The organism is Microbacterium sp. NPDC060117, assembly GCF_042729315.1.
Lineage (GTDB): Bacteria > Actinomycetota > Actinomycetes > Actinomycetales > Microbacteriaceae > Microbacterium.
The window spans coordinates 138789-155476 of sequence record NZ_JBHWXR010000002.1 but is presented as its reverse complement, the minus strand read 5'-3'; the positions used below and the strand labels follow the sequence as shown (position 1 = coordinate 155476).

General features: G+C 69.6%; 16 protein-coding genes. 2 read left to right on the top strand and 14 right to left on the bottom strand.

Going from position 1 to position 16688, the window contains the following annotated elements; genetic code table 11:
- Positions 1-52: 52 nt before the first annotated feature.
- From ACFWCK_RS06870 to ACFWCK_RS06820, 11 genes are all read right to left on the bottom strand, one after another.
- A complete protein-coding gene (locus ACFWCK_RS06870; RefSeq protein ID WP_233309202.1) occupies positions 53-679 on the bottom strand; it encodes a superoxide dismutase in 627 nt (208 codons plus the stop codon).
- A 198-nt stretch (positions 680-877) separates the two neighbouring features.
- The gene (whiA, locus tag ACFWCK_RS06865) at positions 878-1855 is read right to left on the bottom strand and encodes a DNA-binding protein WhiA (protein ID WP_233309201.1); all 978 of its coding nucleotides are present in this window, start codon (positions 1853-1855) and stop codon (positions 878-880) included.
- 86 nt (positions 1856-1941) lie between these two features.
- Complete coding sequence (gene rapZ, locus ACFWCK_RS06860; protein ID WP_233309200.1) at positions 1942-2811, bottom strand: RNase adapter RapZ; 870 nt, start codon at positions 2809-2811, stop codon at positions 1942-1944.
- A 27-nt stretch (positions 2812-2838) separates the two neighbouring features.
- Positions 2839-4830, bottom strand: a complete 1992-nt coding sequence (gene uvrC / locus ACFWCK_RS06855) for an excinuclease ABC subunit UvrC (protein ID WP_378805162.1) — start codon at positions 4828-4830, stop codon at positions 2839-2841.
- Positions 4830-7748: an excinuclease ABC subunit UvrA gene (gene uvrA, locus ACFWCK_RS06850; RefSeq protein WP_378805161.1), complete on the bottom strand. Its 2919-nt coding sequence runs from the start codon at positions 7746-7748 to the stop codon at positions 4830-4832. The genes uvrC and uvrA overlap by 1 nt, the downstream gene beginning before the upstream one ends.
- Before the next feature lie 9 nt (positions 7749-7757).
- Positions 7758-8348: a hypothetical protein gene (locus ACFWCK_RS06845; RefSeq protein ID WP_378805160.1), complete on the bottom strand. Its 591-nt coding sequence runs from the start codon at positions 8346-8348 to the stop codon at positions 7758-7760.
- The gene (locus ACFWCK_RS06840; protein WP_378805159.1) at positions 8345-9652 is read right to left on the bottom strand and encodes a DUF58 domain-containing protein; all 1308 of its coding nucleotides are present in this window, start codon (positions 9650-9652) and stop codon (positions 8345-8347) included. Before ACFWCK_RS06840 ends, ACFWCK_RS06845 begins: the two co-directional genes overlap by 4 nt.
- Positions 9649-10647 (bottom strand): AAA family ATPase, encoded by a 999-nt coding sequence (locus ACFWCK_RS06835; RefSeq protein ID WP_378805158.1) that lies wholly within the window; start codon positions 10645-10647, stop codon positions 9649-9651. The genes ACFWCK_RS06840 and ACFWCK_RS06835 overlap by 4 nt, the downstream gene beginning before the upstream one ends.
- Positions 10644-11141, bottom strand: coding sequence for a hypothetical protein (locus ACFWCK_RS06830; RefSeq protein ID WP_378805157.1), 498 nt, complete (start codon positions 11139-11141; stop codon positions 10644-10646). Before ACFWCK_RS06830 ends, ACFWCK_RS06835 begins: the two co-directional genes overlap by 4 nt.
- Positions 11138-11845 carry a DUF4129 domain-containing protein gene (locus ACFWCK_RS06825; RefSeq protein WP_233309193.1) on the bottom strand — a complete coding sequence of 236 codons (708 nt, stop codon included), beginning with the start codon at positions 11843-11845 and terminating at the stop codon, positions 11138-11140. The genes ACFWCK_RS06830 and ACFWCK_RS06825 overlap by 4 nt, the downstream gene beginning before the upstream one ends.
- Positions 11846-11926: 81 nt before the next feature.
- Positions 11927-12370, bottom strand: a complete 444-nt coding sequence (locus ACFWCK_RS06820; RefSeq protein WP_378805155.1) for a MarR family winged helix-turn-helix transcriptional regulator — start codon at positions 12368-12370, stop codon at positions 11927-11929.
- A 45-nt stretch (positions 12371-12415) separates the two neighbouring features.
- On the opposite strand from ACFWCK_RS06820, the gene ACFWCK_RS06815 reads away from it, so the two are divergent.
- On the top strand, positions 12416-12661 hold the full coding sequence (locus ACFWCK_RS06815; protein ID WP_233309191.1) for a hypothetical protein: 246 nt from the start codon (positions 12416-12418) through the stop codon (positions 12659-12661).
- Positions 12662-12715: 54 nt separating this feature from the next.
- Here ACFWCK_RS06815 and ACFWCK_RS06810 read toward each other — a convergent pair whose 3' ends face one another.
- From ACFWCK_RS06810 to ACFWCK_RS06800, 3 genes are all read right to left on the bottom strand, one after another.
- A complete protein-coding gene (locus tag ACFWCK_RS06810; protein ID WP_378805956.1) occupies positions 12716-13045 on the bottom strand; it encodes a TfoX/Sxy family protein in 330 nt (109 codons plus the stop codon).
- 35 nt (positions 13046-13080) lie between these two features.
- Positions 13081-15150: an excinuclease ABC subunit UvrB gene (gene uvrB / locus ACFWCK_RS06805; RefSeq protein ID WP_233309190.1), complete on the bottom strand. Its 2070-nt coding sequence runs from the start codon at positions 15148-15150 to the stop codon at positions 13081-13083.
- A gap of 62 nt (positions 15151-15212) precedes the next feature.
- Complete coding sequence (locus tag ACFWCK_RS06800; protein ID WP_378805154.1) at positions 15213-15785, bottom strand: hypothetical protein; 573 nt, start codon at positions 15783-15785, stop codon at positions 15213-15215.
- 302 nt (positions 15786-16087) lie between these two features.
- Here ACFWCK_RS06800 and ACFWCK_RS06795 point away from each other — a divergent pair, with 302 nt between their 5' ends.
- Positions 16088-16687, top strand: a complete 600-nt coding sequence (locus ACFWCK_RS06795; RefSeq protein ID WP_378805152.1) for a DUF4126 domain-containing protein — start codon at positions 16088-16090, stop codon at positions 16685-16687.
- The last annotated feature ends 1 nt before the right edge of the window (position 16688 follow it).

Sequence of the window (16688 nt, the reverse complement as noted above, 5' to 3'; positions counted from 1 at the left end):
GCGCGGACAACGGCGTCCTGATGGGAATATCGCCCATCAGGACGCCCATCTTTTACGACAGTACCAGCAGTCCGTTGGTCTTCTCGCGCGCAGCAGCGAGGCGCTGGGCGACGTTCTCCCAGTTCGCGATGTTCCAGGCGGCCTTGACGTAGTCGGCCTTGACGTTCAGGTAGTCCAGGTAGAACGCGTGCTCCCACATGTCCAGCTGGAACAGCGGCACCGTGCCTTGCGCCGTGTTGCCCTGCTGGTCGAAGAGCTGCTGGATGATGAGGCGGGCGCCGATCGGGTCCCAGCTCAGGACCGACCAGCCGGATCCCTGGATGCCCATCGCGGCCGCGGTGAAGTGCGCCTGGAACTTCTCGAAAGAGCCGAAGAACTCGTCGATGGCCGCCTTCAGCTCGCCCTCGGGCTGACCGCCTCCGTTGGGCGACAGGTTGGTCCAGAAGATCGAGTGGTTGACGTGTCCGCCGAGGTTGAACGCGAGGTCCTTCTCGAGCTTGTTCACGTTCGCGAGGTTTCCGCTCTCGCGGGCCTCGGCGAGGGACTCGAGCGCCGCGTTCGCTCCCGCGACGTAGGCGGCGTGGTGCTTGTCATGGTGCAGCTCCATGATCTTGCCGCTGATGTGCGGCTCGAGAGCCGCGAAGTCGTAGGGAAGGTCGGGCAGCGTGTAGATCGCCATGTCGATGTCATCCAATCCGCGCCGCGCTCGCGGCGCTTGCCGGTCCCCCGAAGCGCGGTGGTGCGCACGGGGCGGACGTCTTTCATCCTAATGACGGCAACGCGCGGAATGTCCGGATCCTTCCGGATGTGACGCCATCGCGAGGGCCGTTCCGGGCGTGTTTCCGCAGACCGGAACGCTGGCCCCCGCTGGCGCGCCTCAGACGTCGAGACCGGCGGGCACGGCGGCCTCGGTGCCGGGGATCCCGTCGGTCTGCGCGCGCTTGTCGGCCATCGCGAGAAGGCGACGGATCCGGCCGGCGACGGCGTCCTTGGTCAGGGGCGGATCGGCGTGATGGCCGAGCTCGTCGAGGCTGGCGTCGCGGTGGGCGAGGCGCAGCGCGCCGGCCGTGCGGAGGTGCTCCGGGACGTCCTCGCCGAGGATCTCGAGTGCGCGCTCGACGCGCGCGCAGGCGGCGACCGCGGCCTGCGCGGAACGGCGCAGGTTCGCGTCGTCGAAGTTCACCAGGCGGTTGACGCCGGCGCGCACCTCGCGGCGCTGTCGCATCTCCTCCCACGCGGCGGCGGTCTTGGACGCACCCATCAGGGCGAGCACGGCACGGATGCCCTCGGGCTCGCGGATCACCACGCGCGGCATCCCGCGCACCTCGCGCGCCTTGGCGGCGATACCGATCCGGTGTGCGGCGCCCACGAGCGCCATGGCGGCCTCGGACGAGGGGCACGCCACCTCGAGCACCGCGGAACGGCCGGGCTCGCTGAGCGATCCGGCGGCGAGGAACGCTCCGCGCCACAGGCCGGCGAGCTCTTCGCGCGATCCGGTGGTGAGACGGTTGGGGAGGCCGCGCACGGGACGGCGGCGCTGGTCGAGCAGACCCGTCTGACGGGCGAGGGTCTCGCCCGCGGCGATCACCCGCACGGCGTACTTGGCGCCGTCGTGGCTGGAAGCGCCCTGGATCGGGGCGATCTCGGGACGGACGCCGAACAGCTCGGCGAGGTCACGCGCGACGCGCCGTGCGAGCAGCTCCGCGTCCACCTCCGCCTCAACCGCGATGCGGTTGGCGATCTGGTGCAGCCCGCCGGCGAACCTCAGCACGGCCGTCACCTCCGCGACGCGCACCGAGGGGGGTGCGTTCCGGATGCTGACGAGCTCGGCCTTGACGTCGGTGGTGAGTGCCACGGGTCTCCTTCTCACGGGCGGCGCCGGATCTCGGCACAAGGGATCAGCTTACCCGGCCGCGGCGCTCACCACCGGCCGGGCCGGCCTCACTCTCGCCCGAGATCGCGGTGACGGACGGTCACCGCGACTCCCGGGATCTGCCCCAGGCGTGCGGCGAGCTCCTCGACCATCGCGACCGAACGGTGCTTGCCGCCCGTGCAGCCGATGGCGACCATCGAGTGGCTCTTGTTCTCGCGCTGGTATCCCTCCAGCACGGGGCGCAGTGCGGCCGTGTAGGCGTCCAGGAACTCCTGCGCGCCGTCGCGGGTGAGCACGTAGTCGCGCACCTCGGAGTCCAGGCCCGTCGAGCCGCGCAGCTCATCGATCCAGAACGGGTTGGGCAGGAAGCGCATGTCGGCGACCAGGTCCGCGTCCGAGGGCAGACCGTACTTGAACCCGAAGCTCATGACGGTCAGCTTGTGGCGCGCGGCACCCTCCTCCGCGAACACCTCGTTGACCTTGGTGGCCAGCTGATGGACGTTCAGGCTCGAGGTGTCGATGATGATGTCGGCGGCTTCGCGCAGAGGCGCGACCCTGGTCCGCTCCGTGCGGATGCCGTCGAGGAGTGTCCCGTCGGCCTGCAGCGGGTGCGGACGTCGGACCGACTCGAAACGGCGCACCAGCACGTCGTCGGCCGCATCCAGGAACACCACCTGCACGGATCCGTGCTCGCGCAGCGCGCGGGCCACTCCGGGGAAGCCGTCGAAGAGATCACGCCCGCGCACATCCACGACCGCCGCCACCTTGGGCAGAGCCGCTCCGCCGAGGTTGGCGAGATCCAGCAGCGGACGGAGCATCTGGGGCGGGAGGTTGTCGACCACGTACCAGCCCAGGTCCTCGAGCGCATTCGCGACTGTCGAGCGCCCGGCGCCCGACATTCCGGTGACGATCAGGAACTCACCCTGGTCGGCGCTCATGTGCTCTCCTCCTCGCTCGGATCCAGCCTAGCCAGAAGGCGGAGTCTCCGAGGCATCGGAATCGGATCCGCCTCCGGCGACCACCGATTCCCGCCTGTTCTCGGATCCGGATGTGGTCGAGGTTCCCGCCAGGTGCACCCGGATCGCCTCGGCGAGGGCCGGGCCGATGCCCTGCACCTCCTGGATCTCCTCGGTTGCCGCACGCCGAAGCGCGGCGACGGATCCGAAGTGCCGCAGCAGCGACTTGATCCGCGCGGCTCCCAGCCCGGGTACCTCGCCCAGGATCGACGCGATGTCACGCCGGCGCCGTTTGCGCTGATGGGTGATCGCGAAGCGGTGAGCCTCGTCGCGCAGACGCTGCACCAGGTAGAGGGCCTCGCTGGTGCGGGGCAGGATCACCGGGTAGTCCTCCCCCGGGAGCCACAGCTCCTCGAGCCGCTTGGCGATGCCGCACAGGCCGATGTCGCTGCGGCCGGCGTCGCGGAGCGCACGCGCGGCCGCCTCGACCTGCGGCTTGCCGCCGTCGACGATGAGCAGTTGCGGCGGGTAGGCGAAGCGGGGCCTGCGGCGCTCCGTGACGACGAGTTCATCGCCGTCCGCGTCGAGCGTCGGCGCGTCCGCGGTCTCCTCGGGTGCGTCGATGTGCGCGAGGCGGCGGGTGAGCACCTGGTACATCGAATCGGTGTCGTCGGTGGTCTCGGCGATGTTGAACGAGCGGTACTGATCCTTGCGGGGAAGCCCGTCCTCGAAGACCACCATCGAGGCCACCACGTTCGTGCCGCCCAGGTGGGAGATGTCGTAGCACTCGATCCGCAGCGGCGCCTCATCGAGGCCGAGTGCGTCCTGCAGGTCGGTGAGGGCCTGTGTGCGCGTCGTGTAGTCACTGGAGCGCCGGGTCTTGTGGCGGATGAGAGCCTGCTGCGCATTGAGGGTGGCGTTGCGCATGAGCTCCGCCCGCTGACCGCGCTGCGCCACCGCGATCTCCACCTTCTTGCCGCGGCGATCCCGCAGCCACTCCTCGAGCTCGGCGGTGTCGTCCGGCAGCGACGGCACCAGCACGCGTCGCGGAACCTGCTCGCCGCTCGCCTCGCCGTACACCCGCTGCAGGATCTGATCCACGAGCTCGGCGCCGGAGATGTCGATCTCCTTGTCGAGCGTCGATGCACGCACACCGCGCACGCGGCCGCCGCGGATCACGAAGTGCTGGATGGCCGCCGACAGCTCGTCCTCCGCGATGCCGAACAGATCGGCGTCCTCGTCCTGCGGCAGCACCAGGGCGCTGCGGCCCAGCACCGCGTCGATCGAGGCGAGCCGGTCACGGTGCTTCGCGGCGTTCTCGTAGTCCATCGCCGCCGACGCCTCATGCATGCGCCGGGTCAGGTCGCGGGTGAACCGCTCGTCTCCGCCCTCCATGAAGGCGATGAAGTCATCGACCATCGCGCGGTGCTCGGCGATCGTGACCGTCATCGAACAGGGGCCGCCGCACTTGCCGATCTGGCCCGGAAAGCACGGCCGGCCGGTCGCCATCGCCTTGCGGTAGCTCGCATCGCTGCAGGTTCGGATCGGGAAGACCTTGATCATCTGGTCGATGGTGTCGTGGACGGTCCAGACCTTCGGATATGGGCCGAAGTACTTCGCCCCGGGGATCCGCCGGTTGCGCGTCACGATGACTCTCGGGGCCTCGTCTGCGAGGGTGATCGCCATGAACGGGTAGGACTTGTCGTCCTTATAGCGCACGTTGAACGGCGGATCGAACTCCTTGATCCACATGTACTCGAGCTGCAGCGAGTCGACGTCGGTCGGCACCACCGTCCACTCCACCGACGCGGCCGTGGTGACCATGCGCCGGGTGCGCTCGTGCAGGGTGCGCAGCGGCGCGAAGTAGTTCGACAGCCGCTGACGCAGGTTCTTCGCCTTCCCGACGTAGAGCACCCGGCCCTGCGCATCGCGGAACCGGTACACCCCGGGGTCGGTGGGGATCTCCCCCTGCCGCGGCTTGTACGGGAGTTCCTCGGCCATCAACCCGCCTTGCGCTCGAGCACCCGCTGCGCGCCGGGACGCGCCCCCGCGGGCGCCGTGCCGAGGATCTCCGCGAGGAACACGCCAGTGTGGCTGTCGGCGTTGCGCGCCACCTGCTCCGGCGTGCCGGTCGCGATGACCTGCCCGCCGCCGGATCCGCCCTCGGGGCCGAGGTCGATCACCCAGTCCGCCGACTTGATGACGTCGAGGTTGTGCTCGATGACGATGACGGTGTTGCCCTTGTCCACGAGCCCGTTCAGCACCTCGAGGAGCTTGCGCACGTCCTCGAAGTGCAGGCCCGTGGTGGGCTCGTCGAGCACGTAGATCGAACGGCCGTTGCTGCGGCGCTGGAGCTCGGTGGCGAGCTTGACGCGCTGCGCCTCACCGCCCGAGAGCGTCGTCGCCGACTGGCCCAGGCGCACATAGCCGAGTCCGACGTCGACGAGCGTCTTCATGTAGCGGTGGATCGCCTGGATCGGCTCGAAGAACTCCGCGGCCTCCTCGATCGGCATCTCCAGCACCTCGGCGATGTTCTTGCCCTTGTAGTGCACCGCCAGGGTGTCGCGGTTGTAGCGCTTGCCGTGGCAGACCTCGCAGTCGACGTACACGTCGGGCAGGAAGTTCATCTCGATCTTGATCGTGCCGTCGCCCGAGCACGCCTCGCAGCGCCCGCCCTTGACGTTGAAACTGAATCGGCCCGGCTGATAGCCGCGCACCTTGGCCTCGGGCGTCTCGCTGAACAGCGTGCGGATCCTGTCGAAGACGCCCGTGTAGGTGGCCGGGTTCGACCGCGGGGTGCGTCCGATCGGCGCCTGGTCGACGTGCACGACCTTGTCCAGGTTGTCGAGGCCGGTGACCCTCGTGTGCTTGCCCGGGACTTTGCGCGCCCCGTTCAGCCGCGATGCGAGCACCCGGTACAGGATGTCGTTCACGAGGGAGGACTTGCCGGATCCGCTCACACCGGTCACGGCGGTGAGCACCCCGAGCGGGAAGTCCGCGGTGACGTTGCGGAGGTTGTTCTCCTTCGCCCCGACCACGCTGAGCATGCGCTTGCGGTCGATCCGGCGGCGCTTCTTCGGCGTGACGATCTCACGACGACCCGCCAGATAGTCACTCGTCATCGAGGCCCTCTCGCGCAGCAGCGCCTCGTACGGGCCGGAGTGAACGACCAGACCGCCGTTCACGCCGGCGCCGGGGCCGATGTCCACCACCCAGTCCGCGGCCTCGATCGTCTCCTCGTCGTGCTCGACGACGATGAGGGTGTTGCCGAGGTCTCGGAGCGTCAGCAGCGTCTCGATCAGCCGCCGGTTGTCGCGCTGGTGCAGGCCGATCGACGGCTCGTCGAGCACGTAGAGCACGCCCGTGAGCCCGGAGCCGATCTGCGTCGCGAGGCGGATGCGCTGCGCCTCGCCGCCGGAGAGCGAACCGGCCGAACGGCTCAGGTTCAGGTAGGACAGGCCAACCTGGAGCAGGAAGTCCAGCCTCAGGCGGATCTCGCGCAGCACCTGCGCCGCGATCTTGGCCTCGCGAGGTGTCAGCTCGAGACGCTGCATGAACTCCTGCGCCTCGGCGAGGCTCTTGTGCGAGACCTCGGCGATCGAGTGCCCGTGCACCTGCACCGCGAGCACCTCGGGCTTGAGCCGGTCGCCATCGCACACCGGGCAGGGCACCTCGCGCAGGTACTCGCCCCAGCGGCTGCGCTGGGTGTCGCTCTCGGCCTGCTGGTACTGCCGCTCGATGTAGGGCACCACGCCCTCGAAACCGGACGAGTAGCGCATCTCGCGGCCGTACCGATTCTTCCACTTCACGGTGACCTTGTAGTTCTCACCGTGCAGCACCGCCTCCTTCACATCGGAGTGCAGCTTGTGCCAGGGCGTGTCGAGCGAGAAGTCGAGATCCACGGCGAGTCCCTCGAGCAGGCGCTCGTAGTACTGGAACAGGCCCTTGCCCTGCGTCGTCCAGGGGATGATCGCGCCCTCGCGAATCGACAGGCTCTCGTCGCCGAGCATGAGCTCCGGGTCCACCGACATCCGGGTGCCGAGACCGGAGCAGGCGGGGCAGGCGCCGAACGGCGCATTGAAGGAGAACGTGCGCGGCTCGATCTCGGTGAGCGTGATCGCGTGCCCGTTGGGACACGCGAGCTTCTCGGAGAACGACTGCCAGGCGTCGTCGCCGTCCTCGTCCACGAAGTTCACCTGGACGACGCCCCCCGCAAGACCCAGCGCGGTCTCCACCGAGTCGGTGACCCTGCCCAGGATGTCGGGCGCGGCCACGAGGCGGTCCACGACCACGCCGATGTCGTGCTTGTAGCTCTTCTTCAGCACGGGGGGCTCGGCCAGCTGCACGAGCTCGCCGTCGACGATCGCGCGCGCATAGCCCTTGGCTCCGAGCTCGCGGAACAAGTCGACGAACTCGCCCTTCTTCTGGCTCACCACGGGTGCGACGATCTGGTACCGCGTGCGCTCGGGCAGCTCCATGAGCTGGTCCGCGATCTGCTGCACCGTCTGGCGCTGGATCCGCTCGCCGCACTGCGGGCAGTGCGGCACGCCGATGCGCGCCCACAGCAGGCGCATGTAGTCGTAGATCTCGGTGATCGTGCCGACCGTGGAGCGCGGGTTGCGGTTCGTCGACTTCTGGTCGATCGACACCGCAGGGCTCAGCCCCTCGATGAAGTCGACGTCGGGCCGGTCGACCTGGCCGAGGAACTGGCGGGCGTAAGCGCTCAGGGACTCGACGTAGCGGCGTTGCCCCTCCGCGAAGATCGTGTCGAACGCGAGGCTCGACTTGCCGGACCCGGAAAGCCCGGTGAAGACCACCAGCGAGTCGCGCGGGATCTCGAGGTCGACGTTGCGGAGGTTATGGACACGAGCGCCTCGGACGCTGAGTCTTCCAGGGCTGGTTACGGGTACGATCGGCACCCGTCAAGTCTAGGAGCGGCCACCGACATTGGATCCGGCAGGCCCCTCAGCGCCTCCCGGCGGGGAGCCGGACGGCCTCCTCGACGCGGGCCCCGGTCCCCATGACACCCGCAGGACGGCGGCGCTCACTCCGGTGAGGACAGCGGCCCCGAGCGGCGCCAGCCACGCGAATCCCGGTCCGTGCAGCGGTGGCACGGCGAGCAGCATGAGCGCCGCGACCGACTGCGCGATCGCCTGGATCAGAAGCAGACGGCGCACGCCGGGAAGCAGCACGGCAGGCCGGATGCGGGAGCGCCACGGCACGGCCCATGCCCAGGCGGCGAGGACGTGCGCCGCGTGGATCAGCAGGATCGCCAGCGCCGTACGCGCCGCCGACGGCTCGGTCAGGACCATGCCCACCGCCATGCAGGCGATGCCGATCCATGACCCCATCGATCGCGGGGCCAGCACGGACACGAGCGATGCACCTCCGGCGACCCACCACCACAGCGGATACGGGTTCAGCAGCACGACGCCCCCGACGATGATCACCGCGGCGCCGATCCTCAGCACCGGGGCAGGGAGGGAACCCGGTGCGATCAGCTCGTGCGGCCCCCTCATCGTCGCGCTCCTCGGCCGCGATCGCGCCGACCGGTGCGAGCCGCGATCCGCAGCGCCGCCATCGGATCGTCCGCGTCCCAGGAGACCACCTCGACCCCGGCGCCGCGGAGGTCGTCGAGCACGCCGGCGCGCTCGAGCAGCAGCGTGCGCATGGCGAGGTTCTGCGCCGGGGTCAGCCGCTGCGTCCGCGGTGCCGGCAGCACGTCGATCGCCACGACGGCCTGTCCCCCCGCGCTCCAGCGCAGCGCCAGATCCGCCGCTGCCCCGTCGAAGAACGTCGACAGCACGAACACGATCGACCCCGGCGGCACCGGCGGCGTGCGCCGGTACCGCGTGCCGTCGCCGTCCGCGCCGGTGCCCGCGATCACGCCGCGCAGCCGCTCCAGGTGCCGGGCTCCGGAACCGCTGCGCAGGGAGCGGCCGCCGGGTGACAGGGCATGGAACGCGACGCGGTCACCCGCCCCGATCGCCGCTGCCGCGACCGACAGCGCGGCCTCCCGGCCGAGGTCCATCGACGTGGGTCCGCTGTGCGCGGTCGCGCCGCTGCCCCAGGTGGCAACCACGGCCCCCAGGTCATCCGCGGTGTCCAGTGCGATGACGACAGCGCTGTCGCTCAGCGCGTTCGTGCGTCGCACCAGCAGCTCACCGGGACGCCGCGCCACCCGCGCCGTCGCCCGCCAGTCGATACGGCGCAGCTCATCACCCGGCGCGTACGGATGGATGTCGCGAAAGTCCCCGCCTGTGCCTCCGCGGCGCCCGTCATGGGCTCCGTGCAGACCGATCAGCCGAGATGAGAGCGGCAGCTCGGCGATGCGTCTCGTCCGCGGCGACGCGGCCCAGACCGCGGAGAGCCGCGGCGTCGGCGCGCTGGCCCAGGCGCCGTCATGGTGCAGGGCGCGAGCCGAGACGGCCAGCGCTTCGGACGGACCGGAATGCAGGGTGCGGGTGCGCGTGCGCGGCACCTCCCCCGGAGGCGTCTCGACCTCGCCCGTGCGCTCGCCGCCCTGATCGACGGCGAGCTGGATCCATTCCGCCGTCGTGACGACCTCGATCCCACCCTGGACCGCCTCCCGGTCCGCAGCAGCGCCCACGCGCAGCACGATCTCCACCGAAGACGCGCCCGGGGGCCGCCACAGCGCCCAGACGGCGGCGAGCGCGAGCGGAAGACCCGCCGCGATCACATCAGGACGGCCGAACACCAGGCCCGCGCCCGCGAGAAGCACGGATCCGGCGAACGCCGCCGCCAGGATGGGCGTGCGCTGCCAGTCCAACCACGCGCGCAGCGTCGAGCGGGTCTCGGTCATGTGCGGATCGCACCGGTCTCCGCCACCGTCGGAGGTGCGGGCGTCGCGTTCACGACCCCGGCGACGACGCCGGTCGGATCCACGCCCTGCGCCCAGGCCTGAGGGGTCAGGGTCAGCCGGTGCGCGAGCACGGGGATCGCGATGCGCTTGACGTCGTCGGGGCGCACGTAGCCGCGACCCTCGATGGCCGCGACGGCTCGTGCGAGCAGGATCAGCGCCTGGGATCCGCGCGGCGAGGCCCCCACCGCGACGTTCTGCGCGGTGCGGGTCCCCCGCGCGAGATGGACGGCGTAGCGGATCAGGTCGTCCTCGACGTGGATCCGCTCGACCGCCGCCTGGAGCGCGAGCAGTTCCGTGGTGTCGATCACGGAGTCCACTTCGGTGTGCTCCCGCTGCCGCCGGATGCGCTGCTCGACGATGCCGGCCTCGTTCTCGGGCTCCGGATACCCGACCGCGAGCCGGACCATGAACCGGTCCAGTTGCGCTTCGGGCAGCGCGTACGTGCCCTCGTACTCGATGGGGTTGGACGTCGCGATCACGTGGAACGGCTCGGGCAGGGCGTACCGCCGTCCCTCGACCGTCACCTGGCGCTCCGCCATCGCCTCCAGCATCGCGGACTGGGTCTTCGGGGTGGTGCGGTTGATCTCATCCGCGAGCAGCAAGCCGGTGAAGATCGGACCGGGGCGGAACCGGAACTCCCCCGAGTCGGGCGCATAGACGAAGGATCCGGTGACATCGCCCGGGAGCATGTCGGGCGTGCACTGCAACCGGCGGAACTCCAACCCGAGCGCCGCCGCGAGGCTGCGCGCGGCGAGCGTCTTGCCCAGGCCCGGGACGTCCTCGAACAGCACATGGCCACCGGCGAGGATCGTGGCCAGGGCGAGTGTCAGCGGCTCGTCCATGCCGACGACGGCGGTGCGCACGCCCGCGAGGACCCGCGCCGCCGTGTCGGTGATGGCGGCGATGTCGCCGTCTCTCGTGTGATCGATGCTCATGCTCGCTCCGGGGTCGTGGTGGCGGACGGGGATCGTTTCGGGCGGACGGGCGGTTCCTCCAGGGCGCGCAGGAGCCGCTCCAGATCGGGACGGCGCATCTCGGCGGCCACGAGCGCGGCGTGCGCGCCGGGTCCGAGGATCGCGTCGACCTCGTCGGCGTCCGCGTCGTGCGCCGACAGCCCGTACTCCCCCAGACGCCGATCGGCGAGCGCGGTCACCCGACGGCGCAGGGCCATCCCCACGACTCCGGTGCGCGCGTCCACGGCCCAGGCGAGACGGGAGACATCGGATCCGCGCTGGAACTGCTCAGGAGGAGGCGGCGGCCACGGACCGGACTCGTCCAGGAAGCTCTGCTGAGCGATCAGCAGCGCTGCGGCGAAGGCGAGGATCCAGGCGATTCCGAACGGGAGCGGGACACCGAGGAATCCGAGAAGCAGCACGACCGGAACGCCGACGACGATCCACAGCACGACCAGCACGATCCAGCGCTTCACCGCCAGGCCTCCTCGATGGTCGCGAGGCACCGGCGCGCGGTCGCGCGTGCGGCCTCGTCGGCCCGCTCGCCGCCGAAGCGCACGGATTCGTACAGTCCGAGCAGCGTCTCCAGCTCGCCGTCCAGCCCCGGCCTCCGGCGCAGGATCCGCAGAGCGAACTCCCCCGGGGTCTCGGAGGGCACGCGGGCGCGCCCGGCGCGCGCCGATGCCTCCTCCAGCTGCACCCATGCGGCGACGATCGCGTCGCCGGGGTCGCGGTGCGCGTCGATCTCCTCCTGTGCGCTCGCCGCCGCGGTGCGGATCGTCCCGGCGTCCACCGCCTCCTCCCCGGTGGCCGAGGCCTCGCCGACCTCGACCGCGCTGCCTGCCTCGCGGCTCATCGGACGGGCGATCCAGAGCGCGCGAGCCATACGCCAGAACAGCCACCCGAGCAGCAGAAGGAAGCCGAGAGCGATGACGAGCTCGATCACGACGACGATGACACCCAGGATCGGGCTGTCGAGAAGCCCAGTCTCTCCGGCGCCGGGCGTCTGCGTGCCGGCTGTGGGCGTGGGTGCCGGGATCCGATGCTCGAACGCGATGTCACCGAACCGGGGAACGCCCTGCAAGGACGCGATGGCCATGAGCAGCGCGGCGAGAAGCACCACACCCACGAACATTCCGGAAAGCGGCGGGGTGCGAACGAGCGGGTCGTCGCGGACCATTCCCTCACCCTATGCGCTGCCGCCGGCCGCGGCGATCATCGTGAGCCGCCGATCGCCGCGGGAGTCCTCACGCCGAGCACATCAGAGGTCGACGGCGCCGGCGAACCGGTTCAAGGCGTCGCGCACGGCCTCCACCTCCGGCACCGTCATGCCGAGCCGCGCCATCACCTGCCGGGGCACGTCCAGGGCCCGTGCCCTGAGGGCCGCCCCCTTCGGCGTGAGGGCGATGTCGAGGCGGCGTTCGTCGGCGGCGCTGCGCTGCCGCTCGATCAGCCCGTCGGACTCGAGCCGCTTCACAAGCGGCGAGGCCGTCGCCGGATCCATGGCCAAAGCCGTCGCCAACTCGCCGAGCGATCGCGGCGACCGCTCCCACAGCGCCAGCATCGCCAGATACTGGGGATGCGTGAGACCGAGCGGCTCGAGGATCGGACGGTAGACGCCGACCACGTTGCGCGCCGCCGTCACGAGGGCGAAGCACAACTGGTTGTCCAGGCGGAGCAGATCATCGGGGCTGGGATCGGTCACCTCGCGATGTTACCAATCACCCTAATCATTAGTACACTAATTATCATGACGAACAGTCCTGTGGAGCACCCGCCGCTCCGCCAGCGCATCCGCGAGGCGGGTGGCCTCTACGCATGGATCAACACGAACCTCATCCGCTTCGCCGGCCCCGCCTCGGTCGGTCCCTATGAGGCGACGCCGCCCCCGTCGGCCGCGGAGCGCGCGCAACGCGGCTGCCCGCTGTGCGGCGCGCCGATGACGGCGCACGAGATCGACCGCAGCGGGCCGAAACCGCTCATGCACTGCCCCTGAGCCCGGCCGCCGATGACGCGACCGGCTCGCCGGCCGAGCGCGGCGCGCCGCACATCAGGCCGCGCCGGCATCCTCCCGAGCGAGATCGATCCACTCCATGAGCGCCCTATCGTCCGAGACGACCTCGGGTGCCACGTCGAGCCAGTTCTCACTCATCGTGCGCGCACCCATGACGGCGCGAGCGACTCCCGGCTCGGTCAGCAGCACGGCGGCGCGCTCCGCGCCGACGCGCACCAGCAGCGTCCCGCCCTTGCGCGCTCCGACCAGGATCCGCCCTTCGCTCAGGAAGGCGCGACTGCCGAACATCCCGCGCTCCTCGATCTCACCCGCACCGCCGAGCAGCGCGCGGATCCGATCCGCCAGTTCGACCACCGCCGCGTCCACCAAGTCGCCTCCTCCGTCACCCCGCACGACGCGGGTCAGGCATGCCCGGCCCGCTCCATGGCGCGCAGCTCCTTCTTCAGGTCCTGCACTTCATCCCGCAGGCGCGCGGCCAGCTCGAACTTGAGCTCTCCCGCCGCCGCCAGCATCTGAGCGGACAGATCCGCGATCGTGTCCTCGAGCTGCTCCGCGCCCTCCGCCGCGATGCCCACGCGCCGCAGGTTCGGAGTCGGCGACTTGCCTCGCCCCGATTTGGTGCGTTTGGCGAGCATCTCCGCCGTGTCGGCGCCTTCGCGCGCGAGCACATCGGTGATGTCTGCGATGCGCTTCCGCAGCGGCTGCGGATCGATGCCGTTCGCGGTGTTGTACGCGATCTGCTTCTCGCGGCGCCGCTCGGTCTCCTCGATCGCGTTCCGCATTGAATCCGTCATGTTGTCGGCGTACATGTGCACCTGGCCGGACACGTTGCGCGCCGCTCGGCCGATGGTCTGGATGAGCGATGTGCCGCTGCGGAGGAACCCCTCCTTGTCGGCGTCGAGGATCGCGACCAGAGACACCTCCGGCAGGTCGAGGCCCTCACGGAGCAGGTTGATACCGACGAGCACGTCATAGACGCCTGCGCGCAGCTCGGTGAGCAGTTCGACGCGTCGGAGGGTGTCGACATCAGAGTGCAGGTAGCGGACCCGGACCCCGTGCTCTCCAAGGAAGTCGGTGAGCTCCTCGGCCATCTTCTTCGTGAGCGTGGTGACCAGCACGCGTTCGTCGCGTTCCACACGCAGGCGGATCTCCTCCAGCAGGTCGTCGATCTGACCCTTCGAGGGCTTCACGACGATCTGCGGATCCACCAGGCCGGTCGGGCGGATGATCTGCTCGACGACGCCGTCAGCGATGCCCATCTCGTACTTGCCGGGCGTGGCGGAGAGGTAGACCGTCTGCCCGATCCGATTCTTGAACTCGTCCCACCGCAACGGCCTGTTGTCCAGCGCACTGGGCAGACGGAAGCCGTGATCGACGAGGGTGCGCTTGCGAGACGCATCGCCCTCGTACATCGCGCCGATCTGGGGAACTGTCGCGTGCGACTCGTCGATGACGAGGAGGAAGTCGTCGGGGAAGAAGTCCAACAGCGTGTGCGGCGGCTCGCCCGCCTCGCGGCCGTCCATGTGCCGCGAGTAGTTCTCGATGCCGGAGCAGAATCCGAGCTGCTGCAGCATCTCCAGGTCGAACGACGTCCGCATGCGCAGGCGCTGCGCCTCGAGCAGCTTGCCCTGACGCTCGAGCTCGGCGAGCCGCTCCGTCAGCTCGTCCTCGATCTGACCGATCGCGCGCTGCACGACGTCGGTGCCCGCGACGTAGTGCGACGCCGGGAAGATCGGCACGGAGTCGAGCTTGGCGATCACCTCTCCGGTGAGCGGATGCAGCGAGTACAGGGCCTCGATCTCATCGCCGAACAGCTCGATGCGAATCGCGTGCTCCTCGTAGACGGGGATGATCTCGATCGTGTCCCCGCGCACGCGGAAGTTGCCGCGCGAGAAGTCGACGTCGTTGCGGTTGTACTGCATGGCGATGAACTGCCGGATCAGCGCGTCGCGGTCGTACCTCTCCCCCACCTGCAGCGCGACCATGGCGCGCAGATACTCCTCAGGCGCGCCGAGGCCGTAGATGCAGGAGACCGTCGAGACGACCACCACGTCACGGCGACTGAGCAGCGAGTTCGTCGTGGAGTGGCGCAGTCGCTCCACCTCGGCGTTGACCGACGAGTCCTTCTCGATGAACGTGTCCGTCTGCGGGACGTACGCCTCGGGCTGGTAGTAGTCGTAGTACGAGACGAAGTACTCGACCGCGTTGTTCGGCATCAGGTCGCGGAACTCATTCGCGAGCTGTGCGGCGAGCGTCTTGTTGTGCGCGAGCACGAGGGTGGGCCGCTGCACCTGCTCGATGAGCCATGCCGTCGTCGCGGACTTGCCGGTTCCGGTCGCACCGAGCAGCACCACGTCGGTCTCCCCGGCGTTGATGCGCGCAGCGAGCTCGGCGATGGCCTGCGGCTGATCACCGGCGGGCACATATTCCGAGACGACTTCGAACGGTCGGACCGAACGCGTGGGTTGCATCCCTTAACACTACGAGGAGCCTCCGACATCGGCGTCGGAGGCTCCTCATCGGATCGGGCGGATCAGACGTCGTGCACCTTCGGACCGACGACCGGCGTGTACCCGTCGAGCGCGGAGACGAGACCGTCGATCTTCCGCGTGCCGTCGGCGCTCACGCCCGAGATGTTGAGCGTCATCGACTTCAGCCCCGGCTGCGAGCCCAGCACGTTGTTGTAGTCCAGCTCGAAGCCAGTGATCCCGCTGAAGCACGACACCGCCTGAGTGGACGCGAGCGTGACGAGCGTGGCCGTGGCCGATACGATCCGCCAGACGTTGCCGGCGGACCGGACACCGCTGCCCGCCAGCGTGAAGCCGGGGACGCCATCCGCCGTGCCGTCCCATGCCACGGTCGCCGTGAGGTTGAACGTGACGTTCTGGAAGTTGTCGGTGGCGAAGCAGCTCTCGACTCGAGAACTCGATGCGGACAGCGTCGTGTCCTTGATGTTGGGTGAGGACTCCACGAGCGAGCCCACGCTCGTCGGCTGGCCGCTGGCCGCTGCCATCGGTGCGGCAGCGGCGATGGCGATGACAGGCACCGACCACGCTGCGCCCTTGATCACGGTGCGGCGCGAGAGGCCGCTCTTGACGTCGGTCATGATTGCACTCCAGATATCGGTTGAGCGGTGGCTCAGAAACCGAGATCGCGCACGGCGCGGGTTCGACGCGCACGACGGAGACGCAATGCGTCCAGCCCCCAGACTTCCCCAGAGCCTTTCCCCATTGTCCCCACAGCGCTTCCCCGCACTGCCCCACGAGCGAAGATATATGATCCTCTCGAATATTGCAAACCATATGAACAAACTGTTCGATCGGTTGGCTCCTCCGATCGTCGACGTCAGTACATCCTGATCAGCGGGCAATATGTGGCATATCACCGGTGGTCCCCTACAGTGGTGCCGTGATCGAGTTCGTGATCGGATCCAGCCTTGCCGCGGCCGCCGGCCTGAACGCCTGGATCCCGCTGTTCCTGCTCGGCCTGGCGGCGAAGCTCCTGCCCGCCGTGGCCCTCCCCGCGGGCTGGTCCTGGCTGGGCAGCGACATCGCACTCTGGATCATCGGCGCCCTGCTCGTCCTGGAGATCGTGGCGGACAAGATCCCCGCGCTGGACTCGCTGAACGACATCGTGCACAGCATCGTCCGGCCCGCCGCCGGCGGCATCGCGTTCGGTGCCGGCGCGAGCGCGCGGACCGTCGCCGTCGACGACCCCGGCACGTTCTTCTCCGAGCACACCTGGATCCCCATCGTCGCCGGAATCGTCATCGCCCTCGCCGTGCACGCGGTCAAGGCGACTGGGCGAGTCGCCGCGAACGTGGCCACGGCGGGCGTCGCCGCCCCCGTGCTCAGCACGACGGAGGACATCGCGGCGTTCCTCCTGAGCGCGGCGGCGATCATCGTGCCGGTGGTCGCCGCGATCCTGCTGGTCGCCCTGATCGTCGGGATCGCCGTCGTGGTGCGCCGACGATCCCGACGGCGCCGCGCCCGTGCGGTCGCCGAATAGC

Bases quoted from the DNA above. Each gene is read 5' to 3' on its own strand.
- ACFWCK_RS06840 (WP_378805159.1), bottom strand. From the start codon at position 9,652: ATGACCGAGACCCGCTCGACGCTGCGCGCGTGGTTGGACTGGCAGCGC.
- rapZ (WP_233309200.1), bottom strand. From the start codon at position 2,811: ATGAGCGCCGACCAGGGTGAGTTCCTGATCGTCACCGGAATGTCGGGC.
- uvrB (WP_233309190.1), bottom strand. From the start codon at position 15,150: ATGCAACCCACGCGTTCGGTCCGACCGTTCGAAGTCGTCTCGGAATAT.
- ACFWCK_RS06835 (WP_378805158.1), bottom strand. From the start codon at position 10,647: ATGAGCATCGATCACACGAGAGACGGCGACATCGCCGCCATCACCGAC.
- ACFWCK_RS06825 (WP_233309193.1), bottom strand. From the start codon at position 11,845: ATGGTCCGCGACGACCCGCTCGTTCGCACCCCGCCGCTTTCCGGAATG.
- ACFWCK_RS06800 (WP_378805154.1), bottom strand. From the start codon at position 15,785: ATGACCGACGTCAAGAGCGGCCTCTCGCGCCGCACCGTGATCAAGGGC.
- ACFWCK_RS06870 (WP_233309202.1), bottom strand. From the start codon at position 679: ATGGCGATCTACACGCTGCCCGACCTTCCCTACGACTTCGCGGCTCTC.
- uvrC (WP_378805162.1), bottom strand. From the start codon at position 4,830: ATGGCCGAGGAACTCCCGTACAAGCCGCGGCAGGGGGAGATCCCCACC.
- ACFWCK_RS06845 (WP_378805160.1), bottom strand. From the start codon at position 8,348: ATGAGGGGGCCGCACGAGCTGATCGCACCGGGTTCCCTCCCTGCCCCG.
- ACFWCK_RS06815 (WP_233309191.1), top strand. From the start codon at position 12,416: ATGACGAACAGTCCTGTGGAGCACCCGCCGCTCCGCCAGCGCATCCGC.